The sequence below is a fragment of the Pseudomonas oryzae genome, assembly GCF_900104805.1.
GTDB classification, from domain to species: domain Bacteria; phylum Pseudomonadota; class Gammaproteobacteria; order Pseudomonadales; family Pseudomonadaceae; genus Geopseudomonas; species Geopseudomonas oryzae.
The window spans coordinates 1,287,403-1,311,976 of sequence record NZ_LT629751.1 but is presented as its reverse complement, the minus strand read 5'-3'; the positions used below and the strand labels follow the sequence as shown (position 1 = coordinate 1,311,976).

At 66.9% G+C, this 24,574-nt stretch carries 21 protein-coding genes; 6 read left to right on the top strand and 15 right to left on the bottom strand.

Annotated features, from left to right (window positions below):
• Positions 1 to 154: 154 nt before the first annotated feature.
• Both alr and BLT78_RS05940 read left to right on the top strand, forming a co-directional pair.
• A complete protein-coding gene (gene alr / locus BLT78_RS05945) occupies positions 155 to 1,402 on the top strand; it encodes an alanine racemase (RefSeq protein WP_090348077.1) in 1,248 nt (415 codons plus the stop codon).
• Between the two features lie 54 nt (positions 1,403 to 1,456).
• Entirely contained in the window at positions 1,457 to 3,139 is a 1,683-nt protein-coding gene (locus tag BLT78_RS05940; protein WP_090348076.1) for a thiamine pyrophosphate-binding protein, read from the top strand.
• A gap of 130 nt (positions 3,140 to 3,269) precedes the next feature.
• Here the strand turns inward: BLT78_RS05940 and BLT78_RS21340 are convergent, their stop codons facing one another.
• From BLT78_RS21340 to BLT78_RS05895, 11 genes are all read right to left on the bottom strand, one after another.
• Entirely contained in the window at positions 3,270 to 3,440 is a 171-nt protein-coding gene (locus BLT78_RS21340) for a hypothetical protein (protein WP_157719491.1), read from the bottom strand.
• Between the two features lie 521 nt (positions 3,441 to 3,961).
• A complete protein-coding gene (locus BLT78_RS05935) occupies positions 3,962 to 4,720 on the bottom strand; it encodes a hypothetical protein (RefSeq protein ID WP_090348075.1) in 759 nt (252 codons plus the stop codon).
• Between the two features lie 104 nt (positions 4,721 to 4,824).
• Entirely contained in the window at positions 4,825 to 5,202 is a 378-nt protein-coding gene (locus BLT78_RS21335) for a DUF7674 family protein (protein ID WP_157719490.1), read from the bottom strand.
• Between the two features lie 420 nt (positions 5,203 to 5,622).
• Positions 5,623 to 6,084 carry an Lrp/AsnC family transcriptional regulator gene (locus BLT78_RS05930; RefSeq protein WP_090348074.1) on the bottom strand — a complete coding sequence of 154 codons (462 nt, stop codon included), beginning with the start codon at positions 6,082 to 6,084 and terminating at the stop codon, positions 5,623 to 5,625.
• 308 nt (positions 6,085 to 6,392) lie between these two features.
• On the bottom strand, positions 6,393 to 7,082 hold the full coding sequence (locus BLT78_RS05925; RefSeq protein WP_090348073.1) for an ABC transporter permease: 690 nt from the start codon (positions 7,080 to 7,082) through the stop codon (positions 6,393 to 6,395).
• Positions 7,079 to 7,774: an ABC transporter permease gene (locus tag BLT78_RS05920; protein ID WP_090348072.1), complete on the bottom strand. Its 696-nt coding sequence runs from the start codon at positions 7,772 to 7,774 to the stop codon at positions 7,079 to 7,081. The genes BLT78_RS05925 and BLT78_RS05920 overlap by 4 nt, the downstream gene beginning before the upstream one ends.
• A gap of 52 nt (positions 7,775 to 7,826) precedes the next feature.
• Positions 7,827 to 8,582 carry an ABC transporter substrate-binding protein gene (locus BLT78_RS05915; protein ID WP_090348071.1) on the bottom strand — a complete coding sequence of 252 codons (756 nt, stop codon included), beginning with the start codon at positions 8,580 to 8,582 and terminating at the stop codon, positions 7,827 to 7,829.
• A 14-nt stretch (positions 8,583 to 8,596) separates the two neighbouring features.
• Positions 8,597 to 9,370: an ABC transporter ATP-binding protein gene (locus tag BLT78_RS05910; RefSeq protein WP_090348070.1), complete on the bottom strand. Its 774-nt coding sequence runs from the start codon at positions 9,368 to 9,370 to the stop codon at positions 8,597 to 8,599.
• Between the two features lie 314 nt (positions 9,371 to 9,684).
• Positions 9,685 to 11,073 (bottom strand): 2-oxoadipate dioxygenase/decarboxylase HglS, encoded by a 1,389-nt coding sequence (hglS, locus tag BLT78_RS05905; RefSeq protein ID WP_090348069.1) that lies wholly within the window; start codon positions 11,071 to 11,073, stop codon positions 9,685 to 9,687.
• Positions 11,074 to 11,883: 810 nt separating this feature from the next.
• Positions 11,884 to 13,134 (bottom strand): 2-aminoadipate transaminase, encoded by a 1,251-nt coding sequence (locus BLT78_RS05900; protein ID WP_090348068.1) that lies wholly within the window; start codon positions 13,132 to 13,134, stop codon positions 11,884 to 11,886.
• Positions 13,135 to 13,422: 288 nt separating this feature from the next.
• The gene (locus BLT78_RS05895; protein ID WP_090348067.1) at positions 13,423 to 14,313 is read right to left on the bottom strand and encodes a LysR family transcriptional regulator; all 891 of its coding nucleotides are present in this window, start codon (positions 14,311 to 14,313) and stop codon (positions 13,423 to 13,425) included.
• A 137-nt stretch (positions 14,314 to 14,450) separates the two neighbouring features.
• On the opposite strand from BLT78_RS05895, the gene amaB reads away from it, so the two are divergent.
• Entirely contained in the window at positions 14,451 to 15,941 is a 1,491-nt protein-coding gene (amaB, locus tag BLT78_RS05890; RefSeq protein ID WP_090348066.1) for an L-piperidine-6-carboxylate dehydrogenase, read from the top strand.
• A 173-nt stretch (positions 15,942 to 16,114) separates the two neighbouring features.
• The gene (locus BLT78_RS05885; RefSeq protein WP_090348065.1) at positions 16,115 to 16,633 is read left to right on the top strand and encodes a hypothetical protein; all 519 of its coding nucleotides are present in this window, start codon (positions 16,115 to 16,117) and stop codon (positions 16,631 to 16,633) included.
• A gap of 53 nt (positions 16,634 to 16,686) precedes the next feature.
• Here BLT78_RS05885 and BLT78_RS05880 read toward each other — a convergent pair whose 3' ends face one another.
• On the bottom strand, positions 16,687 to 18,246 hold the full coding sequence (locus BLT78_RS05880; RefSeq protein WP_090348064.1) for a sigma-54-dependent transcriptional regulator: 1,560 nt from the start codon (positions 18,244 to 18,246) through the stop codon (positions 16,687 to 16,689).
• A gap of 283 nt (positions 18,247 to 18,529) precedes the next feature.
• Here BLT78_RS05880 and BLT78_RS05875 point away from each other — a divergent pair, with 283 nt between their 5' ends.
• Entirely contained in the window at positions 18,530 to 19,726 is a 1,197-nt protein-coding gene (locus BLT78_RS05875; RefSeq protein WP_090348063.1) for an amino acid aminotransferase, read from the top strand.
• 978 nt (positions 19,727 to 20,704) lie between these two features.
• Here the strand turns inward: BLT78_RS05875 and BLT78_RS05870 are convergent.
• Complete coding sequence (locus BLT78_RS05870; protein ID WP_090348062.1) at positions 20,705 to 22,165, bottom strand: sodium-dependent transporter; 1,461 nt, start codon at positions 22,163 to 22,165, stop codon at positions 20,705 to 20,707.
• A 225-nt stretch (positions 22,166 to 22,390) separates the two neighbouring features.
• Positions 22,391 to 22,543, bottom strand: a complete 153-nt coding sequence (locus BLT78_RS21330) for a hypothetical protein (protein ID WP_157719489.1) — start codon at positions 22,541 to 22,543, stop codon at positions 22,391 to 22,393.
• Here BLT78_RS21330 and BLT78_RS21325 point away from each other — a divergent pair.
• Positions 22,542 to 22,727, top strand: coding sequence for a hypothetical protein (locus tag BLT78_RS21325; protein ID WP_157719488.1), 186 nt, complete (start codon positions 22,542 to 22,544; stop codon positions 22,725 to 22,727). The genes BLT78_RS21330 and BLT78_RS21325 overlap by 2 nt on opposite strands.
• Positions 22,728 to 22,835: 108 nt before the next feature.
• Here the strand turns inward: BLT78_RS21325 and BLT78_RS05860 are convergent, their stop codons facing one another.
• The gene (locus tag BLT78_RS05860) at positions 22,836 to 24,440 is read right to left on the bottom strand and encodes a diguanylate cyclase domain-containing protein (RefSeq protein WP_231975721.1); all 1,605 of its coding nucleotides are present in this window, start codon (positions 24,438 to 24,440) and stop codon (positions 22,836 to 22,838) included.
• Positions 24,441 to 24,574: the final 134 nt, after the last annotated feature.

The following is a 24,574-nucleotide window of genomic DNA, read 5'->3' as shown; positions in this document are numbered from 1 at the left end:
GCCCGCGCTCGCGGGCAGGTTCCGTTTTCACTCTTCGTTTTACCCGCAGGGGGCGTACGGCGCCCCGGGGGATGGGCTGCGCCGCGCGCACCCTGCGGGCCCTACGCACCAGCATGCCCCGCTCCGACAAGAACAACGCCAAGGAGATTCAAGGATGTTCAAGCGCAGCACCCTCGCCGTCGCGGTAACCCTCGCCCTGCTGGCCGGCCACGGCCAGGCCGCACCCACCCTGATCAACGCCAGCGCCGCCGCCGACGCCGCCAGCGCCACGGCGCAGGCCGCCAACGCCTGGATCGAGATCGACAAGGTCGCCTTCGAGCACAATATCGCCGAACTGAAGAAGCAGGTCGGCGCCAGGACGCAGATCTGTGCGGTGATGAAGGCCGACGCCTACGGCCACGGCATCGACCTGCTGATGCCCTCGGTGATCGCCAGCGGCATTCCCTGCATCGGCGTCGCCAGCAACGAGGAAGCGCGCATCGTCCGCGAGAACGGCTTCGGCGGCCGCCTGATGCGTGTCCGCACCGCCACCCTCGGCGAAGTGCAGGACGCCATGCGCTACGACATGGAAGAGCTGGTCGGCGACCTGGAGTTCGCCGAAAAGGTCGCCGCGGCGGCGCGTGCCCAGGGCAAGACCCTGCGCATCCACCTCGGCCTCAACTCCGCCGGCATCAGCCGCAACGGCCTGGAAATGAGCACCGCCGAAGGCAAGCTGGCCGCCGTGGACATCGTCAACATGCCGGGCCTCAAGGTCGCCGGAATCATGACCCACTTCCCGGTCGAGGACCGCGCCGAGGTGCTCAAGGGCCTGGAGAAGTTCAAGGAGGAATCCGCCTGGGTGATCAAGCACGGCAGGCTGGAGCGCAGCCAACTGCTGCTGCATTGCGCCAACTCCTTCACCACTCTCGAGGTGCCCGAGGCGCACCTCGACATGGTCCGCCCCGGCGGCGCCCTGTACGGCGACACCGTGCCCAGCCACACCCAGTACCAGCGGGTGATGAACTTCAAGTCGCGGGTCGCCTCGGTCAACGAGTACCCGGCCGGCAACAAGGTCGGCTACGACGGCACCTACACCCTGACCCGCGACTCGCGCCTGGCCAACATCTCGGTCGGCTACTCCGACGGCTACCGCCGCCTGTTCACCAACAAGGCCGCCGTGCTGATCAACGGCCACCGCGCGCCGGTGGTCGGCAAGGTGTCGATGAACACCCTGATGGTCGACGTCACCGCCATCCCCGACGTGCATCCGGGCGCCGAGGTGGTGCTGTTCGGCCGTCAGGGCGACGCGGAGATCACCCAGGGCGAGCTGGAGGAATTCAACGATGCCCTGCTCGCCGACCTCTACACGGTGTGGGGCAACTCCAACCCGAAGTTCCTCAAGCCGCAGCAGGCGGCGCAGTAACCAGCCACTCGCGGGCGCCTCAGCGGCGCCCGCTTCGTTTCCGAGGAGCGATCAGTGAATTCAGTCATCAAACCTCGCAGCGGCGGCCAGATCCTGGTCGACGCCCTGCTGCTCAACGGCGTGCAGCGCGCCTTCTGCGTGCCCGGCGAAAGCTACCTGGCGGTGCTCGACGCCCTGCACGATGCCCGCGAAAGGATCGACCTGGTGGTGTGCCGCCAGGAAGGCGGCGCCGCCTACATGGCCGAGGCCCACGCCAAGCTCACCGGCCAGCCGGGCATCTGCTTCGTCACCCGCGGCCCCGGCGCCACCAACGCCTCGGTCGGCGTGCACACCGCCTTCCAGGACTCCACGCCGATGCTGCTGTTCATCGGCCAGGTGGCCCGCGACCAGCTCGGCCGCGAGGCCTTCCAGGAGGTCGACTACCGGCAGATGTTCGCCCCGCTGGCCAAGTGGGTGGTGCAGATCGACGATGCCCGTCGACTGCCCGAGCAGCTCGCCCAGGCCTTCCAGCGCGCCATCAGCGGCCGCCCCGGCCCGGTGGTGGTGGTACTGCCCGAGGACATGCTCACCGACGTGGTCGAGGTGGCCGACGCCCTGCCCAGCCGGCGCATCGACAGCCACCCGGCGCCCGCCCAGCTCACCGAGATGCAGGCGCTGCTGGAGCAGGCCCGGCGTCCCCTGCTGGTGCTCGGCGGCGGCGGCTGGACGGCCGAGGCGGTCGCCGACATGCGCGCCTTCGCCGAGCGCCAGCGCCTGCCGGTAGCATTATCGTTCCGCCGCCAGGACCTGTTCGACAACCGCCACCCGCAGTACGCCGGCGACCTGGGCCTGGCCGCCAGCGCCGAGCTGCGCGAGTCCGTGCAGCAGGCCGACCTGCTGCTGGTGGTCGGCAGCCGCCTGGGCGAGGTCAGCAGCAGCGGCTACAGCCTGCTGGACATCCCCACCCCGCGGCAGACGCTGATCCACGTGCACGCCGGGCTCGAGGAACTGGGCCGCGTCTACCAGCCGGCGCTGGCCATCGCCAGCCACCCGGCCGCGTTCGCCGCCGCGGCCGCCGAACTGCCGGCGGTGGAGCCGCAGCGCCACGCCGAGTGGATCGAGCAGCTCAACCAGCACTACCGCGCCAACCTCGACTGCCCGCCCTCGCCCGGCCCGGTGCAGATGGGCGGGATCATCGCCTGGCTGCGCGAGCACCTGCCCGAGGACAGCATCCTCTGCAACGGCGCCGGCAACTACGCGGTGTGGCTGCACCGCTTCTACCAGTACCCGCGCTTCCGCACCCAGCTGGCACCCACCAACGGCTCGATGGGCTACGGCGTGCCGGCCGCCATCGCCGCCGCGCTGGCCGCGCCCGAGCGCACGGTGCTGAGCTTCGCCGGCGACGGCTGCTTCCTGATGAACGGCCAGGAACTGGCCACCGCCATCCAGCACGACGCGCGGCCGATCTTCATCGTGGTCAACAACGGCATGTACGGCACCATCCGCATGCACCAGGAGCGCCACTACCCCGGCCGGGTCAGCGGCACCGCGCTGCACAACCCGGACTTCGCCGCCCTCGCCCAGGCCTATGGCCTATACGCCGAGGTGGTCGAGCACACCGCCGACTTCCCCGGCGCCTTCTCCCGCGCCCGCGCGGCCGGCAAGGCGGCGCTACTGGAAATCCGCGTCGACCCGCAGGCGCTGACGCCGCGCCAGAGCCTCGACCAGATCCGCGAGCAGGCGCTGCAAGGGCGCTGAAACACAACGGGCGGCCTTGGCCGCCCGTCTACCACACGGATCACTCGGATGCTGGCTCCCCGCGAACTACCGGTTGGCGGTGGCAACGCCCAAGAATCATATTGAAACCCCAGGCACGCTATTCGCCGCCTCACTCATCAGATACAAACCGCCCCGAGCGCATGGCCATGTGTACGCCCACGGCACAAAATGCAATGGCGGAAAGCTGCGCCAGGAACGACAGCTTCACTTCCAGAAAGATACAACCAATGACCATAAACAGCATGGCGAACGGCAAGCAAAGCCACTTCGAGTCGGCCATGGTGTTCCTGACCAGGCGGTTGCACTGCGGGCAGGCCTGCTTTGACGCCGGCGTCAGCTCGTACCACCTCAGCGATCCGGCGAAAGGGACTTTCCGCAGACCTCTGATACTTATGACCGACTGACAGTGCGGGCATTTCCCTTCTTGTGGCAGTAGCTTCATGGCAATGATCCCCTCATCACAGGCATTGCATTTTCTTGAAGATTGATCGAGCCATCCTCAGCGGCGACTGGCAGAGCAGCAAGCCCGCCTGACGGCGGGCCGGTGTAAGCAGGAGCAGGTTTTCTTGTGGCAGTGGTGAACAGCGACACTGTCGGAACAGGCGAGTCCTGCAACGGAGCAAGGCCGATAACAATCATGATACCCGTGATCGATGGAACGCTTGGCCCCCGCTGCACGAACTACAGAGTGGCCGGGCGGCAACGCCCAGCGAAGGCCGGATATACGAATGCAACCGCACTGACGACAGGGTTGGCAAGGCTTTGCTCACTACTTGTGGGGGAGAGTCCATATACGACTTGTTAGCATTTTAGCTTCTGTCTGGCAAACATGATAAAGGCCTGGTGCAGTTCGTAGCATTCTGTGGCTTTTTCATTTAGCTCTCTCAGTTTTTGCTCCACGTGCTCAGGGTAGTTCCATGCGCCTTTGTAAGCATCAGGAATGCAAGAGAACATAGGTCCGCCATGAATATCATATGAGTGCATAGCTAGAAGATAAGTAAAAGCACGACATTTTTGCCACAGATCTGCGCGCCTCTCTTCGAGCTCTTTGTCGAGAAAGTGATATTCAACATCATCCCAAGAGTCTACGAATTTATTGATATCCGTAAGGCTTCTGTCGTGGTATGTCCCGCCTAAGTCGTGATCTCGTAGAAATGGAATGGTGTAACCATTAGAAGGGAAGTCATCAAGGAATTTCTGGAAGAGGTGGGTATCAACCCGTTGTCGTTTTTTGCTGTCTTCGAGGGCAAATTCTGATGCTTTTTGTGTAAGAAATTTGTTGGCCAAATTGTGTATTAGGGCGAGAGCAATCAATCCTAAACCCGTTAGTGGCTCAACAGTGCTTGCTTGAAGCTCGGCGAGGGTGAAATGGCTGCCACTATTAAGGTTAAATGTATCCACTAAGAAGTTGCAGAATATTTCTTTAAAGGCTGTTGGGGTTGCCAGAATGGCTCCCCCAAGGATGGCTATATACCAAGTTAATTTGTTTGTGAAATCAGGGAATAGCCAGCAGTTGCTTGCTTTGATTATTAGTTCTTTTGCTTCTTGTCCTGAGAACACCTGGGGCTCAACTCCTTGTTGGTGCTAACGTTCAGGCTAAGGGGCAGGCAAGCGCGTAGCGTTTGACTGCCCCAGTGAGCGAAGCGAACGGCTTGTACCGTATATTAGAGCGGTACACGATGATGGAACCCTATGTAGAAATCTTTGAGCGGCTCAGGTAATACCTGCCAGTAGGGCGCTGCCTTTTCGGCTGGCACCTGCCAAAACAGATTTTCAGTGAATGAAACATCGATACAGCTGTGAATTTCATTGGAACCATTTTCAAGGCTACTGCTGATGAATGCGAATAGCTTTGCGTGGCGCTCAGGATTTGTACCTTTACACATCTCTGCGTTGAGAGCGTTGGCAAGGCTGGTGAACCAAGAGCATGCAAACTCAGCATCTAACTCGCCCCAAAGCCGAACATGCTCGCGATCAGCTTTCGCAGTGATTTCGGGAAAGTTTGATCTGACTGCGATGTATAAATCTAGGATTGCTTCCATGCTTTTAGCTCTAACTATAAATAGCCACCAAATAGCGTATAACATCCCGAACGGGACTGGTGGATAACATTCCAGCCCTTGAGGTCCAGAGTGCTCTGAAATGCGCTTTTCGGAAGTGGTTTGGTGGGATTTGGCGGTTATACACCATGGCAGCAAGTCCTTCTGCAAGAGAGATTCGGCTGGCGTCGAGATTAGCGCGACACGCGCTGGAAAGACAATCGGGAGCGCACCTGCATCCCAGACGAATGCGGCCGCCGCCCTTGCCGGTTTCGACTTCCCCCGTTTGTCCTCGGGGTCATGCCTGACTCGGTGCTGTACTTCCACGCAGAAAACCCGGGAGTAGCTGCCGAAGCACCGCGCGACATGCCCGGCGCCGGCCGTTGGCGCTGGGCAGAAGACGAAAAAGCGCAGGAGTGACCGCTACAGCCGGCCGCCGCGGTCGATCTTGGTGGAGAGGATGATCGAGGTGTTGGTCTTCTCCACCCCGTCCACCGCGCTGATCTCGTCGAGCAGTTGGTCGAGGCGCTCGGGGGTCTCGGCGTGCAGCCAGGCGACGAAGTCGAATTCGCCGCTCACCGTACACAGCTGCTGCACCTCGGGCATGTTGCTCAGGCGGCGCAGCACCTCCTTGCCCGAGCGCGGCTGCAGGGTGATGCCGACGTAGGCTTGCAGGCCGCCGTCCAGCACGCGCTGGCCGAGGCGCACGCCGTAGCCGGTGATGACCTTGCTCTTCTCCAGGCGGGCGATGCGCGAGATCACCGTGGTGCGGGCGATGCCGAGCTTGCGCGCGAGCATGGCGGCGCTCTCGCGGGCGTCGACCTGCAGGGCGGCGATCAGCTGGCGGTCGATCTCGTCGAGGCGGATGTTGGTGAGCTCGGTCATCGGCAAATCATCGCAAACGGGAAAGGGGCATCTTAACAAACGGCCGGGCCGGCTTGCGGTCGCCGGGGGCGCTCCCGGCGGCAATCGCATGGATGGCTTCCGAGCCTGGTCGATCCGTTGTGGGGGCGAATTCATTCGCCAGCACACCCTCTCAAGGCGAATGAATTCGCCCCTACAGGCCGGGATATTGGCGGCATGCGAGTGCCCGAGCGCGGCCACCACACAGAAAAACCCGGCCGCCTCGCGGCGACCGGGCAAGGGCATCGCGCCGGCTCGCGGCTGACGATGCCAAGCACCACACGCTCAACTCAACGGCCCTGGCACAGCTCCACGCGCAGGCGTTGCTCCAGCAGACGGAACATGCGCACCAGCGCATAGGAAGCCAGCAGGTAGAACACCCCGGCCATCAGGAAGATCTCCACCGGCTGGTAGGTGCGGGCGATGATGGTGCGCGACATGCCGGTCAGCTCCAGCAGGGTGATGGTGCTGGCCAGCGCGCTGGCCTTGAGCATCAGGATCACCTCGTTGCTGTAGGCCGGCAGGGCGATGCGCGCCGCGCGCGGCATGACGATGTGCAGCACGGTCTGCACCCGCGACATGCCCAGCGCCCGCGCCGCCTCGATCTCGCCCGGCGGGATGGCGGCGATGGCGCCACGCAGGATCTCGGCGATGTAGGCCGCGGTGTGCAGGGTCATGGTGATCACCGCGCACCAGTAGGGATCGCGCAGCACCGGCCACAGCGCGCTCTGGCGGATCGCCTCGAACTGGGCCATGCCGTAGTAGACCAGGAACAGCTGCACCAAGAGCGGCGTGCCGCGGAAGAAGAAGATGTAGCCGTAGGGCAGCGCGCGCACCCAGGCGTGCCGCGAGCTGCGCGCCAGCCCCAGCGGGATGGCGAGCAGCAGGCCAGCCAGCACGGCGATGGCCACCAGTTCGAGGGTCAGCCAGGCGCCCTCGAGCAGGCGCGGCGTCCACTTGATCATCAGTTCCCAGTTCATGCGTAGGCCCTCCGGAAGCCGCGTGCGGCGCGCTTCTCCATGAGCGCCAGACTGCTCATGGCGACGATGGTCAGGCACAGGTAGATGCAGGCGGCGATCAGGTAGAAGGTGAACGGCTGCTTGCTGGCGGTCACCGCGATCTGCGAGTGGCGCATGATCTCCTCGAGACCGATCACCGAGATCAGCGCGGTGTCCTTCATCAGGATCATGAACAGGTTGCCGAGGCCCGGCAGGGCGATGCGCCACATCTGCGGCAGGATCAGCCGCCAGAGGATGGCGCAGGTGCCGAGGCCGAGCGCCTGCCCGGCCTCGCACTGCCCTTTCGGAATGGCCAGGATGGCGCCGCGGAACACCTCGGTGGCGTAGGCGCCGAAGCACAGGCCCAGCGCCAGCACGCCGGCGGCGAACGGGCTGAGCTCCAGGCTGTCCATGCCCAGCGCGTCGGCCAGGGCGCGCATCAGGCTGACGCTGCCGAAGTAGATCAGCAGCACCCAGAGCAGTTCGGGCACGCCGCGCACCAGGGTCGAGTAGCTGGAGCCCAGCCACTGCAGCGCTGGGTACTTGGAGGTCTTGGCCAGCGCGCCGCAGAGACCCAGCACCAGGCCGACGGCCAGCGAGCAGAGCGCCAGCTGGATGGTGATCCAGGTGCCCGCCAGCAGGGCGGGACCGAAACCGTGCAAATCGAGAAACATGCTTGTCACCCTCGCCTGCAGGTGCGCCCGGCCGCAGCCGGGCGCGGGCCCGTCAGTAGATGCTGAACGGGAAGTACTTGTCGTTGATCTGCTTGTAGGTGCCGTCGGCGACTATGGCCTGCAGCGCGTGGTTGAGCTTCTCGCGCAGCTCGGCGTCGCCCTTGCGCAGGGCGATGCCGATGCGGTCGTTGTCGTAGACCGGCTCGCCCTTGAACTCGAAGCCCTTGCCCGGCTCGCTCTTCAGCCACTCCCAGTTGACCAGCTTGTCGGCCAGCACGCCGTCGACGCGCCCGGCGGCCAGATCCAGGTAGGCGTTTTCCTGGGTGTCGTAGAGCTTGACCTGCACCACGTCGCCGAGGTTGTCCTCCAGCCAGGTGCCGGCGATGGTGGCGCGCTGCGCGCCGATCACCTTGCCCTTCAGGCTGGCTTCATCGGTCTTGAACTCGGCCCCCTTGGGCGCGATGAACTGCAGCTTGTTGGTGTAGTACGGGTCGGTGAAGTCGACCGCCTGCTTACGCTCGTCGGTAATCGACATCGAGGCGACGATCATGTCGAACTTCCTGGCGTTGAGCGCCGGGATGATGCCGTCCCAGTCGGAGGTGACCACTTCGCAGTCGGCCTTCATCTGCGCGCACAGCGCCTCGGCGATCTCCACGTCGAAGCCGCCGACCTTGCCGCGGGCGTCGACCAGGTTGAACGGCGGGTAGGCGCCTTCGGTGCCGATCTTCAGCTTGTCGGCGGCGACCGCCTGGCCGAGCAGGCCGAGAACGCTGGCGGCGACGAGCAGCACTTTCTTGTAGTCATGCATGGTTGGCGCTCCGATCAGTGATTGCTGGACATGAACTGCTGGCAACGCGCGGACTGCGGGTTGTCGAAGACCTGTTGCGGGGTGCCCTGCTCCTCGACGCGGCCCTGGTGGAGGAACACCACCTCGCTGGAAACCTGGCGGGCGAAGTTCATCTCGTGGGTGACCAGCAGCATGGTGCGGCCCTCCTCGGCCAGCGCACGGATCACGTTGAGCACCTCCTGGACCATCTCCGGGTCGAGCGCCGAGGTCGGCTCGTCGAACAGGATGACCTTGGGCTCCATGCACAGGGTGCGGGCGATGGCGGCGCGCTGCTGCTGGCCGCCGGACAGCTGGCTCGGGTAGCAGTGGCGCTTGTCGGCGATGCCGACCTTGGCCAGCAGCGCCTCGGCGCGCTCGGTGGCCTCGGCCCTGGACAGGCCCAGCACGCGGCGCGGCGCCTCGATCACGTTGTCGAGGATGGTCATGTGCGGCCACAGGTTGAAGTTCTGGAACACGAAGCCCAGTTCGCTGCGCAGGCGGTTGATCTGCCTGGGGTCGGCGGCGACCAGATGGCCCTCGCGGGCGGTCTTCAGCCTGAGCTGCTCGCCGGCGACGTGGATCTCGCCCTTGCAGGGGTTCTCCAGCAGGTTGATGCAGCGCAGGAAGGTCGACTTGCCGGAGCCGGAGGAGCCGAGGATGGAGATCACGTCGCCGTCGCGGGCCGTCAGCGAGACGCCCTTGAGCACCTCCAGCTCGCCGTAGCGCTTGTGCAGGTCGCGGATTTCCAGGGCGGGGGCGGATGCTTGCATGGCTACACCTTTGTTGTTCTTGTCTCGCGTCCGGTCCGGGGCGGCCGGCGCGATGGCCTTGGTCACGCCCCGATGAAAGCAACTCCACGCGCACCGCTCAAACGAAAAGAACGACGCTTTCCATTCCAAAAACTACTGATCAGGCGGCGAATTACCGCGCCCGCAAAACAAAAAATCCCCGGCGCACGGAGGCGACCGGGGAGCGGGTAAACAGGCGATGTGAATGGCCGCGAGCGGCCGGCAAGTCACTTGGCGGGCGCGGTCTTGCCGCCGCGCGTAGCTGCCAGCCGCGTGCGGATGACGCGCGGCAGCATCTACGCCAGCGGCATGCCCAGTTCCTGCGCGCAGGCCTGCAGCGAGACGTTCTGCACGCGGGCGTAGAGCGCCAGCTCGTCGAGCACCGGGCGGCCGAGGGCGCGCTCGAACTCGGCGCGGTTGGCGCTCTGGTCGTAGGCGCCGCGGGTGTTGCCGCCGAGGTTGGACTGGAAGATGCCCGCCGCGCTGACCGGCAGGAAGTCCTCGTAGCGCTGCGGCTCCCAGTGCAACTGGCCGGCCGCCAGCAGGGCCTCGCGATCCCTGGCCAGACAGCCCTCGCGGCGCGCGGCGCGGCCTTCCTCGGTGACCCGGTAGCGGCCGAACACCAGCCCCTCGCGGCGCAGCTGATCGTAGTCGTCGGGGAAGTCGGCGAAGCAGGCGACCAGCGCCTGGGCGTAGGCCTGCGGGTAATCGGCTGCCGGCACGCCCTGACAGCGCTCGCGGGCGGCGGCGAGCAGCTGGTCGTAGAGCGCGCGACCACGCGCGGTCAGTGCGGCGCCGCGCTGTTCGACCTCGCCGAAGCGCGCGCTGTGCGAACCCGGCGTGCCGCAGGCGAACTGCACCGCCTCGTCGAGCGCCTTGAAGCTGGTCTGGCGCAGCAGGATCGGGCAACGCCGCGCCGGCGGGCCTTCCACCAGCTCCTTGGCCGCCATGCCGCGCGCCGGCATCGCCGCCTGCACGGCGTCGATGTCCAGAGTGCAGGGGGTCAGGTGGTTGATGTGCGGGTTGGGGAAGGCCACCACGTCGGCGATCAGCCGGTGCTGCTCGTGCAGTTGTTGGTAGGCCTTGGCGCTGACTCGCGCCTGGCGGTGCCAGCGGAAGGTCTGCAGCGCCTCGCGGATGAACACGCCGGCCTGCTCCTCGGTCAGCCCGCCGGCGCGCTCGCACTGCTCGATCAGCAGCAGCGCCTGGCGGGTGAAGATCTGCCGGCCGGCGAGGATCTCGGCGGCCTGCGCGCGCAGCGCCGGGTCGTCGATCAGCTCCAGGCGCAGCAGCGAGGTGAACACGCGGAACGGGCTGTGCGCCAGCGAGGCCTCGTCGACCGCGCGGAACGCGGTGGCGTGCACCGGCACGCCGGCGCAGCTCAGGTCGTAGTAGGCCACCGGCTGCATGCCCATCACCGCGAACAACCGCGCCATGGTCGCCAGCTCCGCAGCGCTGCCCAGGCGGATGGCACCGTGGCGCTCCTCGGCCAGGCGCGCAAGCTCGCCATTCTCGCGCAGCGTTTCGGCCAGCGCCGGCTCGGCTGCCAGCACCTCGCGGTTGATCCGCCCTACCAGGTCGAGCAGCTCGCCGTACAGCGGCACCTCGCTCTGGTACATGGCGGACATGGCCAGGGAGAAACGCGCGCGGATCGCATCCGGGCTGACAAAGGCATTCTGGTTCATCGCACTGCACTCCTGGAAAGCGGCTGCGGCCCGTGGGGTACGCCGTGCGCACCTCTGGCCCCTCGCTGGTACGCATGGCGCACCCTACGAGTTCATTCTGTTGAGGACTGCTCTGCCGCTCAAACGACAAAATCTCTGAACTTCATTCCACTGCGGAATTCTGAAAGTCATCCGTAGGGTGCGCCATGCGCACCATCGACCACGCGGGTGAGACTACGTCTGCGGGCTTGTGGTGCGCGCGGCGCACCCTACGATCCCCAGCGGCGGCAAGCACGGCATGGTCTGCCCCGACCACAGCGCCGAGGTGCCGAAGACCCGCGCCTCCGTGAAGTGGATTCGCGGGCAGCTCGACGCGCGTAGGGTGCGCCATGCGCACCACCAGCCACGCGGGTGCGACTACGGCTGCGGGCTTGTGGTGCGCGCGGCGCACCCTACGATCACCAGCGACGGCAAGCACGGCATGGCCTGCCCCGAACAGAGCGCCGAGGTGCCGAAGACCCGCGTCCTCGTGAAGTGGATTCGCGGGCAGCTCGACGCGCGTAGGGTGCGCCATGCGCACCACCAGCCACGCGGGTGCGACTACGGCTGCGGGCTTGTGGTGCGCGCGGCGCACCCTACGATCACCAGCGGCGGCAAGCACGGCATGGTCTGCCCCGACCACAGCGCCGAGGTGCCGAAGACCCGCGTCCTCGTGAAGCGGATTCGCAGGCAGCTCGACGCGCGTAGGGTGCGCCATGCGCACCATCGGCCAAGCGGGGGCGACTACGGCTGCGGGCTTGTGGTGCGCGCGGCGCACCCTACGGGCGGGATTCAGAGACTGGCTTCAAGGCTGCGGCCGAAGATCGCCATGCCTTCGTCGAGGATCGCCTCCTCGGCGGTCAGCGGCGCCAGCAGGCGGACGATGTGGCGGTGCTTGCCGCTCGGCATCAGCAGCAGGCCGGCCTCGCGGGCATTGGCCAGCAGGCGGGCGAGGCGCTCGCTGCCCGGCCCGCCGTCGTCGCTGCGCAGCTCGATGCCGCGCATGGCGCCGACGCCGGTCAGGCGCGCCAGCGCCGGGGCCAGCTCGCTGTCCTGCCAGGCGCGGAAGTGGCGCAGGATGCACTGCTCCTGGCGCTCGCCCCAGGTCGCCAGGTTAGCGTCGCTCATCAGCTCCAGGGTGGCCAGCGCCGCCGCGCAGGCCAGCGGGTTGCCCGAGTAGGTGCCGCCCAGGCCGCCCTTGGGCAGCGCATCGAGCAGCTCCGGGCGGCCGACCAGCGCGCCGAGCGGCAGGCCGCCGGCGATGCTCTTGCCGAGCAGCAGCAGGTCCGGCTCGATGCCCAGGCGCGAGAAGGCGAAGCGCTGGCCGGTGCGGCCGAAGCCGGACTGGATCTCGTCGACGATCAGTACGATGCCGCGCTCGTCGCAGAAGCGCCGCAGGTACTGGGCAAAGCCGGCGTCGAGCGCCTGGAAGCCGCCCTCGCCCTGCACCGCCTCGAGGATGAAGCAGCCGACTTCCTCGACGTCGATCTCCACGCTGAACAGGCGTTCCATGGCGGCGCGGGCGACCTCCACGCTGACGCCGTTGTCGGCGCTGGGGTACGGCAGGTGGTAGACCGGGCCGGGCAGGCTGCCGACCTTCTGCTTGTAGGGGGCGACCTTGCCGTTGAGGTTGAGCGCGGCCAGGGTGCGGCCGTGGAAGCCGCCGTCGAAGGCGATCACCGCGCCGCGCCCGGTGGCGGCGCGGACGACCTTCAGGGCGTTCTCGGTGGCCTCGGCGCCACTGTTGGTGAGCATCCCCGAAAGCCGGTAGGACACCGGCACGAAGCGCGCCAGCGCATCCAGCAGCTGGTTATAGCCCTCGTGCGGCAGCGCGTTGAACGCAGAGTGGGTCAGCCGCCCGGCCTGCTCGCGCACCGCCTCGACGATGCGCGGATGGCAGTGGCCGAGGTTGAGCACGCCGATGCCGCCGACGAAGTCGATGTAGCGCTTACCGTGGGTGTCCCAGACCTCGGCGTTGCGACCGTGGCTGAGGCTGATCGGGTGGACGATGGCCAGGGACTGGCTGACGTGGGTCGACGGCATGGCGCGCTGCTCCGCAAGGACTGGTGGTGCGCACCATGAAATCGGCAAGGGCCGGCGGGCGGCAAACGAAAAAAAATCGCTGTTTTATTCCTTTTTTTCCTGCCAGCGCAGGATCAATCCGTAGGGTGGACAACGGCGCAGCCTTGTCCACCAGCCCCGCAGCCAGCGCAGGAGTGTTCCGTAGGGTGCGCCGTGCGCACCGCAAGAGGCCACCGGCTTCATGGTGCGCACGGCGCACCCTACGAGACCGACTCACCCGGCCCGTCATCCCGGTGAGCGCGGCGCACCCTACGCGGCGTCGAGCTGCCCGCGAATCCACTTCACGAAGGCGCGGATCTTCGGCACCTCGGCAGCGTGTTCGGCGTAGGCCATGAAGTGCTTGCCACCGCTCGGCAGTTCGTGGTCCCAGGCGATCACCAGCTTGCCGTCGTTCAGCTCGTCCTCGACCAGGAAGCGCGGCACCAGCGCCACGCCGCAGCCGGCCTGGGCGGCGCGGATGCACATGTAGAAGGTCTCGAAGCGCGGGCCGTGGTAGCTGTGGCTGGTCTGCAGGCCGAGGCTGTCGAACCAGTCGTGCCAGGCCTCCGGGCGCGACACGCACTGCATCAGCACCTGCTCGCCGAGCTGCTCGGGACTGGCGATGCCGCCGGCGAACAGGTCCGGCGCGCACACCGGCACCATGGTCTCGCCGAACAGCTCGATGCACTCGGCGCCCGGCCAGGTGCCCTGGCCGAAGAAGAACACCACGTCGGCCTTGCCCTCCAGCAGGTCGAACGGCTCCAGCACGTTGCGCAGGTCGAGGTGGATGTTCGGGTTGGCCTTGCCGAAGCCCTTGAGATGCGGAATCAGCCAGCGCGCGCCGAAGGTCGGCTGGGTCGCCACCTTGAGCACCTCGGTGTTGCCGCCGTAGGAGAGGATGTAGTGGGTGGACATCGCCACCTGGTTGAGGATCTTGTTGACCTCGGCCAGGTACAGCTCGCCGGCCGGGGTGAGCTGCAGGCGGCGGCGGATGCGGCGGAACAGCAGGTGCTGGAGCATGTCCTCGAGCTGGGCGACCTGCTTGCTCACCGCGCTCTGGGTCAGGTGCAGCTCCTCGGCGGCGCGGGTGAAGCTCAGGTGGCGCGCGACCGCCTCGAAGCACTGCAGCGCGGTCATGGACGGCATCAGACGTTTGGACATGGGATTCTCGGTGACGAGTAGCGAGTCATGAAATAAAGGAATGATAAGGCGAAAAACCCTCGCTTGTGAGCCCGCGAGAGGCGGATCGATACTGACCGGGAGGCCAAATTCCAACAATCCTGCGACAGGAGCCAATCATGGTCGAGCATCTTCTCAGCCGACTGGGCGTCAGCGCCGAGGCCGCCAACCAGGGCAGCCACGTCATCCATAGCCCCATCGACGGCAGCCGCATCGGCGCCGTGGCGCTGGAGCCGGCCGCCAGCGTGCCGGCGAAGATCGCCGCCGCCCAGGCCGCCTTCGAGAGCTGGCGCAGCGTGCCGGCGCCGCGCCGCGGTGAGCTGGTGCGTCTGTTCGGCGAGGTACTGCGCGAGCACAAGGCCGAGCTGGCCGAGCTGGTCTCCTGGGAGGCCGGCAAGATCACCCAGGAAGGCCTGGGCGAAGTGCAGGAAATGATCGACATCTGCGACTTCGCCGTCGGCCTCTCGCGCCAGCTGTACGGCCTGACCATCGCCTCCGAGCGTCCCGGCCACCACATGCGCGAGAGTTGGCATCCGCTGGGCGTGGTCGGCGTGATCAGCGCCTTCAACTTCCCGGTCGCCGTGTGGGCGTGGAACGCCACCCTGGCACTGGTGTGCGGCAACGCCGTGCTGTGGAAGCCGTCGGAGAAGACCCCGCTGACCGCCCTCGCCTGCCAGGCACTGTTCGACAAGGCACTGAAGGCCTTCGGCGACGCCCCGGCCGGCCTCAGCCAGCTGATCGTCGGCGACCGCGACGCCGGCGAGGCGCTGGTCGCCGACCCGCGCGTGGTGCTGGTCAGCGCCACCGGCAGCACCCGCATGGGCCGCGAGGTCGCCCCGCGCGTCGCCGCGCGCTTCGGCCGCTGCATCCTCGAACTGGGCGGCAACAACGCGATGATCCTCGCGCCCAGCGCCGACCTGGACATGGCGGTGCGCGCCATCCTGTTCAGCGCCGTCGGCACCGCCGGCCAGCGCTGCACCACCCTGCGCCGCCTCATCGCCCACGAGTCGGTCAAGGACGAGATAGTCGCCCGCCTCAAGGCCGCCTACGCCAAGGTGCGCATCGGCCACCCGCTGCATGGCAACCTGGTCGGCCCGCTGATCGACCGGCAGGCCTTCGAGGCCATGCAGAACGCGCTGGTCAAAGCGCGCGACGAGGGCGGCCAGGTGTTCGGCGGCGAACGCCAGCTGACCGAGCAGTACCCGAACGCCTACTACGTCGCGCCGGCGCTGGTGGAAATGCCGGCGCAGAGCGAGGTGGTGCGCCACGAGACCTTCGCGCCGATCCTCTACGTGCTGAGCTACCGCGACTTCGACGAGGCGCTGCGCCTCAATAACGAGGTGCCGCAGGGCCTGTCCTCGTGCATCTTCACCACGGATGTGCGCGAGGCGGAAGCCTTCCAGAGCGCGGCCGGCAGCGACTGCGGCATCGCCAACGTCAACATCGGCCCGAGCGGCGCGGAGATCGGCGGCGCCTTCGGTGGCGAGAAGGAAACCGGCGGCGGCCGCGAGTCCGGCTCGGATTCGTGGAAGGCCTACATGCGCCGGCAGACCAATACCGTCAACTACTCGCGCGAGCTGCCGCTGGCCCAGGGCATCGTGTTCGACTGAGGGGGTGTGACGCTGGACAGCCGCTCCATCCATCCGGGTGCAGCGGCTTGTCGGCGGCATCGGCCTGACGGTCCGATGCCGCCGATGACCGCCAGCGCAATAGCCACACGTTTTAAGGGTGGATTCAGCGAGACTGCGCAGGATAGCGCCTCACCGCTATCTGAGAGTCCGCCATGAAACGATTCGGCATCGCGCTGCTGCTCGGCCTTTGCAGCCCACTCACACTGGCAGCGGGCAGCGAACTCCCCCCTGCAACAGGCTCTGGGAGTGGCAAGAACCAGCGGCCGATCACACCAGCCATTGCCGCGGATGCCGCGCAGCTATGGCGACGCGAATGCAGCGGCTGCCACATGGCCTTCCCTCCGGGCCTGCTACCCGGCGCAGCCTGGGCTGCGCACATGGATACCCTGGACAACCACTTCGGCGTGAATGTCGCGCTGGGGCCGCGCGAGGAAGAGAAGATCCGCGGGTTCCTGATGCTGGTCTCCAGCAACAATCATCTCCCCCTGCAAGGGGAGATCACAGCCGGCAGGCAACCGCGAATCACCCAGACCGATTGGTTCGGACGCCGACACCGCCAGGTCGGCGCAGATGCGTTCACCCAGGGGGCGGTGAGAAGCCCCGCCAACTGCGCCGGCTGCCACATCGCGATCGAGCGCGGCTCGTATCGCAGGGCAAAGACCCGGCGCTGAAGGAAAGTCCGCAGGGCAGCAGGCCATCCCTGACCGCGTGGACGCCGATGGCCTTAGCCCTTCTCCGCGCCGATCCCGTACTGGCGCAGCTTGTTGGCGATGGTGGTGTGCGACACCCCCAGACGCTTGCCGAGCTGACGGCTGCTCGGGTGGTCGTGGTACAGGCTTTCCAGCACCGCCTTCTCGAAACGGCCGACGATCTCGTCGAGGCCGCCATCCAGGCTGAACGCGCCCAGCGGCTGCGGAGCGTCGTAGTCGGGCAGGCGGATGTGCTCGGGCTTGATCAGCTTGCCGTCGGATAGCGACACCGCTTGGAACAGCACGTTCTCCAGCTGGCGCACGTTGCCGGGCCACTGGTAGTGGCGCAGGCGCTCCAGCGCGCGCGGGGCGAGCTGCGGCAGCGGGCAACCGATCTGCCGGCTGGCCTGGTCGATGAAGTGCGAGGCCAGCGCGTCGAGGCCGTCCAGGCACTCGCGCAGCGGCGGAATGTGCAGCGACAGCACGTTGAGGCGGTGGTAGAGGTCGCTGCGGAACTCGCCGCGCGCGCACAGCTCGGACAGGTCCTGCTGGGTCGAGCAGATCACCCGCACGTCCAGATAGACCTCCTCGTCGCTGCCGACCCGGCGGAAACCGCCGTCCTGCAGGAAGCGCAGCAGCTTGCCCTGCAGGCGCGAGCTCATCTCGCCGACACCGTCGAGAAACAGGGTGCCACCGGCGGTCAGTTCCAGCAGGCCGAGCTTGCCCTCCGGACGGGCGCCCTCGAAGGCGCCCGGGCCGTAGCCGAACAGCTCGGTCTCGGCCATCGACTCCGGCAGGCCGGCGCAGTTGAGCGCCATGAACGGCGCCTTGCCGCGCGGGCTGGCCAGGTGGCAGGCGCGCGCCAGCAGCTCCTTGCCGGTGCCGGTCTCGCCTTCGATCAGCAGCGGCGCATCCAGCGGCGCCATGCGCCGCGCCTCGCGGACCACGGCGGCGAGTACCCTGGAACTCTGGAAGATGCTGTCGAAGCCGCGCAGCTCCTGGCGGCGCACGTTGTAGATGTGTTCGCCGATGCGGTCGGCGCGCTGCAGGGTGAGCACCGCGCCGGCCAGCGCCTCGCTCTCCTCGCCCTCGGATTGCAGCGGGGCGATGTCGGCGAGGAACACGTCGCCCTTGACCTTGACCCGCAGGCCGTTGATCCGCGCCTTGTTGGCGCGCACCAGCGCCGGCAGGTCGAAGTCCTCGGTGTAGCGCGACAGGGCGATGCCCGGCACCTCGTCCACGCGCACGCCGAGCAGCTGCGCGGCGGCGCGGTTGGCGGCGACGATCTGCCCGGCCATGTCCACCGACAGCACCGGGAACTCCAGGGCGCCGAGCAGTGCGTTGAGCTCCAGGGCGCGCCGCTCGCTGGGCATCAGGCCGACGCGCTGCACGTTGAACACCCCGGAAATGCTTTCCAGCTTGGGGCGCAGGGACTGGAACTGCAGGTTGATCAGGTTGGGGCAGAGCAGAAAGATGGCATTGCCTTGCTCGCCGCCGACCTCGCCGCGGGCGACGTTGACGCCGTACTCGACCAGCAGGTTGAGGATGTCGCGCAGGATGCCGACGCGGTTCTGGCAGAGGACCTTGAGGCGCATGGGGGAGAGCCTGTTGTACTTGTCACAGGGACGGAGGCGCCCGCGGGCGCATTCTTGCGTCAAGAATATTTGACGATCGTCGGCAACGGAAGAGCCAGAAAGCCGCCTGATGCGCACCTTGTGCGCGATTTGTAACGGAATCCTTACGCAGGCGTGAAATACCCGCGGCTCCGGCAGCCGCAATTGCCGCCCGCGCCGGTCCGCCCTGCGGTATCCATGACGCTCCATAACTCCAAGAACCGGCCGCGCCATGAGCGCCGGCCGCCCGTGCAGAGGAACGTCAATGCGCCATTTCCAGTCCGTCGCCCGCGTGCCCGATGATCCCATTCTCGGCCTGATGGAGGCCTACCGCCGCGATCCCAACCCGGCCCGCCTCGACCTGGGCGTCGGCGTCTACAAGGACGACGCCGGCCACACGCCGATCATGCAGGCGGTGAAGCAGGCCGAGCAGCGCCTGGTGTCCTGCGAGACCACCAAGATCTACAGCAACGGCCACGGCGACCCCGAGTTCGGCCAGCAGTTGCTGGCGCTGGTGCTCGGCAACGACTCGCCGCTGCTCGCCGGACAACGCGCCGGCGCCACTCAGACTCCCGGCGGCACCGGCGCCCTGCGCCTGGCGGCCGACTTCCTCAGCCACTGCCTGCCCGGTCGCGGCATCTGGCTGAGCGATCCGACCTGGCCGATCCACGAGAGCATCTTCGCCGAGGCCGGCCTGCAGGTTGCGCACTACCCCTACGTCGGCGCCGACAACCGCCTCGACGTCGAAGCCATGCTCGCCGCGCTGGAGCGCATCCCGGTGGGCGACGTGGTGCTGCTGCACGCCTGCTGCCACAACCCGACCGGCTTCGATCTGTCCCAGGACGACTGGCGCCAGGTGCTGGAGATCGTCCGCCGCCGCGAGCTGCTGCCGCTGATCGACTGCGCCTACCAGGGCTTCGGCGACGGCCTGGACGAGGACGCCTGGGCGGTGCGCCTGTTCGCCGCCGAGCTGCCCGAGCTGCTGGTCACCAGCTCCTGCTCGAAGAATTTCGGCCTGTACCGCGAGCGTACCGGTGCGCTGCTCGTCTGTGCCGACAGCCACGACAAGCTGCTCGACGTGCGCAGCCAGCTGTCCTCGCTGGCCCGCAACCTGTGGTCGACGCCGCCCTCGCACGGCGCCGCGGTGGTCGCCAGCGTGCTCGGCGACGCCGGCCTGCGCGCGCAGTGGATGACCGAGCTGGAGCAGATGCGCGTGCGCGTCCTGCAGCTGCGCCATGGCCTGGTCGAGGCCCTGCAGCCGTTCGGTCTGGCCGAGCGCTTCGCCCACATCGCCCGCCAGCGCGGCATGTTCTCCTACACCGGCCTGTCCATCGAGCAGGTGCGCCGCCTGCGCGAGGAATGCAGCGTGTACATGGTCGGCCGCGGCCGCGCCAACATCGCCGGCCTCAACGGCCGCCGCCTCGGCGATCTGGCCGCCGCCATCGCCCGGGTCTGCGACTGACCCCCTCCAGCGGGGCGCGCCGACGCCCCGCTGTTCCCCTCTTCCCACCGGCTGGCTCCCTCGCTCGGCGCATCCCCCGATCCGTCCGCTGCGGGTCGCTTCCGCTACAGTCCGGGGCGTTGCCAGACAGATCCGCCAGCCGGCGCCCGGCCACACTGTACTCGCACGCGCTGCTGCATCACGGGTCCGCATGCGGGCCGTGAACCACGCGCGCGAACGCTACGCCGCCAGCGCAGGTCGCAGGATGGGCGCAGGAACGGGAAACCCAGACAGCACAAAGGGGAGCCCGTGGGCTCCCCTTTCGAGTAGGTCGTGCTTTGTTCTTGTTGTGCTGACGGGCTTGTTGTTGTTTTTGGCAGCCCGCCCGGGCCAGTGGCCCGGTGGTAGTCCCAGGTCGGGACCTCAAGAGCAAACATATTCTTTTGGACGCTGATATTGCCGCACGCTCGCGGGTTCAACCGGTACTGGCGCTGCCTCGGGGCAGTTTTATCGTTCTCGGTCCGGTCGATGGAGAACCCTTGCGGGCAACTCCTCTCCAAAAGAATCGGTTTGCTGCGCCTCCATCCTGTTGTTCTTGTTGTTATGGAGTCGGTACGTGTTGTTTTTGTTGTGGGGGTTCAGCGTTCTTGTTTTTGTTGTGCCATAAACAAAGCAGGCGGCATGCCAACTTTAAAATATCCTTTTAAATCAATAGCTTAAAAAACACATCCTCAGAAACCGAGCTACCGTCGGGGCTTTTCCGTTACCGGGACGCCCAGCGGCCGTTACGCCATGCTGGCCCGGTAACACCCCGCACCGCGTTTCCTTGCGCGCATCGTCCCCCTCGCCGGCCGGGCACCGCCGCACTCACGGCCAAGCCCGCCGCCCTTCACGCCTGGCGGCAAGCCGAACCCCGGAAATGCAAACGCCCCGAACCAGTCGGGGCGTTTGCGCGTGTGCCTGGCGGGCGGGCCCGCCAGGGGAGCCAGGCTGCGCCGATCAGCGCGCGGCGAACTCCAGGCGTACCCGCGGGGCGAACAGCTCGCCGAGGATGGCCAGGGTGCCGATGGCGCCGGCGATCCAGTACCAGCGCTCCAGCGGGTCGAAGCCCAGCCAGCCGAGGGCGTGCAGGAACACCATGACGATCATCACCGGGCTGACGTAACGCACCATGAACAGCCACAGGGCGTAGCCGGCATTGGGCAGCTGCAGCTCGTCGCGCATGATGTCGCTGCGCAGGCAGTAGCCGGCGAGGATCACCATCAGGATGCCGCCCAAGGGCATCATCCAGCGCGAGGTGATGTAGTCCAGACCGTCGAACAGGGTGGTGCCGAACAGCTTCCACTCGGCGCCGACGTTGAACGACAACATGGCCAGCAGGCTGATCACCAGCAGCACCGCGCCCGAACCGATGGCGGCGCGGCCGCGGCTGATGCCGTGCTTCTCGTTGAGGTAGGCGACCACGGCCTCGATCATCGAGATGGCCGAGGTCAGCGCGGCGACCGAGACCATGGCGAAGAACAGCACGCCGAACAGGCTACCCAGCGGCATCTGCTGGAAGGCCAGCGGCAGGCTCATGAAGATCAGGCCGGGGCCGGCGCTCGGGCTCATGCCGTTGGCGAAGATCACCGGGAAGATGGCCAGACCCGCCAGCAGCGCCACGCAGGTGTCGGCGATGGCGACCACGATGGAGGTGCGGGTGATCGACTGGCCGTCCGGCAGGTAGGAACCGTAGGTCAGGATCGCGCCCGAGGCCAGGCTGAGGGTGAAGAAGGCGTGACCGAGGGCGGCCAGCAGCGCCTCGCCGGTGATCTTCGAGGCATCGAAGGAGAACAGGAAGTCGAAGCCCTGGCTGAAGCTGCCGCTGGTCCAGGAGTAGCCGACCAGCACCAGCAGCATCACCGCCAGGCCCGGCATCATCCAGCGGAAAGCCTTCTCGACACCGGCCTGCACGCCCTTGCCGACGATCCAGATGGTCAGCAGGGAGACCACGATGCTCCAGCCGCCCAGCTGCCAGGGACTGGCGTTATGCGCCTCGAACACGCCGGCCAGCGCGTCGACGCTGGTGGCGGCCAGCGAGCCGTCGAGCATCTTCCACGTATAGGCGAAGGCCCAGCCGGCCACCACCACGTAGAAGCACAGGATCATGAAGCCGCAGAGCATGGCCATGCCGCCGACGCCTTTCCACAGCGGATGGCTGCCGTTCTCGCGGGCCACACGGGCGATAGCATCGATGGGGCTGCCGCGGCCGCGGCGGCCGAGGGCGATCTCGGTCATCATCACCGGGATGCCGATGGCGAGGATGCACGCCAGGTACATCAGCACGAAGGCGCCACCACCGTACTCGCCGGTGATGTAGGGGAATTTCCAGATGTTGCCCAGGCCAACGGCCGAGCCGGTTGCAGCGAGGATGAAGCCCCAGCGGGATTGCCAGAGGTTCTTCGGTTTTTCACGGGACATGCGTCACCTGCTTGTTGTTATCGTGACGGAAAACACCCGCCACGCTTGTGGAGTGGCGGAATTCGGCAAGGCGGATAACCTCGGATTCGGATCGCGACGACTCGGGGTGCACCTCCGCTCTCAACTCGGAATCGGCCGCGATCGAACCCTTCAAGATGCGCTCTGGCGCCTTCGGGTCACATCTGGCTGGCGGCCTGCTGGTTCGGATGAACGGGTCGGCGCTGTTCAGCCTCCGGTGTCGGCGATGAACGTCGGCGCAGAACAGGGGAAGCGTTGGGCTAGGGCGCCGCAGGTGGCGACGGGGGAAGTGGCGAGCGCGACGGGCGCGAGGCCGTCGGCGGAGAAAGGGTATTGCCCGGTCTGGGTGAGCGCGATCATGGGCGCCTCCACTTTGTTTTTGTATGCCGCACGCGGCTGGATGGAGGCATATCACCGCGGGCGCGGCGTCCGGACAACCGGGCAGGGCGAGCGCCGGCACGGCCTGAGCGGCTACATCTGGAAGATTTTCGTTACAAGCCGCGAAAAGCCGCGCCACTCAAAGCCGCTGCGCAGCGATGCGTAACGATTTTCTTACGGGCAAATGCGCGCACCCGCCGCCCGGACGCCTAAAAAAGGGAGTCGCGCCGACGCAATGGCGCCGCGCTCGGCAGATAAGGGCGCAGCACCGGCCTCAGTCGGAAACCGACTCTACCAGCGCCGGGCGGCTGACCAGCGCGCGGGCATGCAGGCGGTAGCGGCCCTTGCCGCTGCCCTTGGCCTCGTACATGGCGCTATCCGCCTCGCGGATCAGGCTGTCCACGCTGCTGCGCGGATCGGCCAGGGCGACGCCGATGCTGGCGGTCACGACCACGACCCGCCCGCCCTCGCCCAGCTCGATCGGCCGGGCGATGCTCTCGATCAGGCGCGCCATCACCTCGTCCAGGGCGATGTCGCGCTCCGCCCCGCCGAGCAGCACCACGAACTCGTCGCCCCCCAGGCGGGCCACGGTGTCCGACGAGCGCAGCACGCCCTGGATACGCCTGGCGACCACCTGCAGGACCTCGTCGCCGGCCTGATGGCCGAAGCGATCGTTGACGTCCTTGAAGCCGTCCAGATCCATGACGCACACCGCCAGCTCGCCACTCTGCCAGCGCCAGGCCTCCAGCGCCTGTGCAAGACGCTCGCAGAGCAGCAGCCGGTTGGGCAGCCCGGTGAGGTTGTCGTAGTAGGCGAGGCCATCGAGTTCGCGCTGACGCACGACCAGCTCGTCGTTGGCCCTGGCCAGCGCCACGGCGCTGCGGTGGGAGCGGTCGAGATAGACCAGCAGCACGGCGGTCAGCGCCAGCAGCGCGAGCATCAGCAGCAACGGCTGCAGGCTGGACATGGCAGCGATGCCCTCCTCCCCGGCGACGAACTCGACGACCCACTGGCGTCCGGGCACCTCCAGTACATGGTGGAATACCCCCTCGGAGGGCGCCTGCGGGATGGCGCCGCGCGGATAGATGGCCACCTCGCGGTCGCCCTGCATCTCGTAGAGGCGCACATCGATGCGGGTATCGCGAAAGGACATCTCGCCGAGCAGCAGGCTGGGACGCAGCATCAGCACCAGGTAGCCCTCGAGCGCTTCCCAGCGCTGCACGGGGGAAACCAGCGGCGCCCCCGGACGGTAGACCGGCTGGTAGACCGCCACCGCCAGCGGGCCGTCGGGATCCTGCATCAGCGGGAACACCGAGGTCACCCGCTGGTCGCCGAGGCGCGCGGACTCGCGGGTCACATCCTGGTTGTAGGGACGCTCCAGGGTGTCCAGGCCGATGACCTTGTGGTTGAGCGCCAGCGGTTCGGAAAAGCGGATCGGATAGTAGACGCCGCGGCTGGGCGCCGGCATGGGCTCCCTGGCGTCGGCGTCGACGTCGAAGATGCCGAGCGGCACCTCCTGGAAATGCTCGATCTCGCGCTCGAACGCGGCGCGCTCCGGCTCGGCGACCCGTGCCGCCCAGTGAATGGCGAACGCCTCCGGATAGCTGCCGAGCACCGCGCGGGAAAAGCGCTCGAACTGCTGCCGGTCGACCGTGCCGCTGGCGTGGAAGAAGCCGCGGTAGGCGTGCAACAGCTGGGTGGAGTGCTCCAGCAGGCGCTGCACGTGCTGCGACTGCACATGGGCGAAACGCTCGAACTCGCTGGCGCGCAGCTTGCGCTCCATCGCCAGGCAATAGGCGTAGGCCAGGAGGGAAACCATCACCCCCAGCGTCCCCACCACCAGCAGCCTGGCCCAGTAAGCTCGTACCTTGAACGTCATACCCACCGCTCCGTGCTGCACACCTGAGTTCGACTGCACCTTGCCTGGCCGTCGCGTTGGCGCGGGCGGCCTTCAGGCACCACGAAGGTGAATCCGTGTCGCAGGTCTTATTTTCGGAAAATCATTATGGCTTA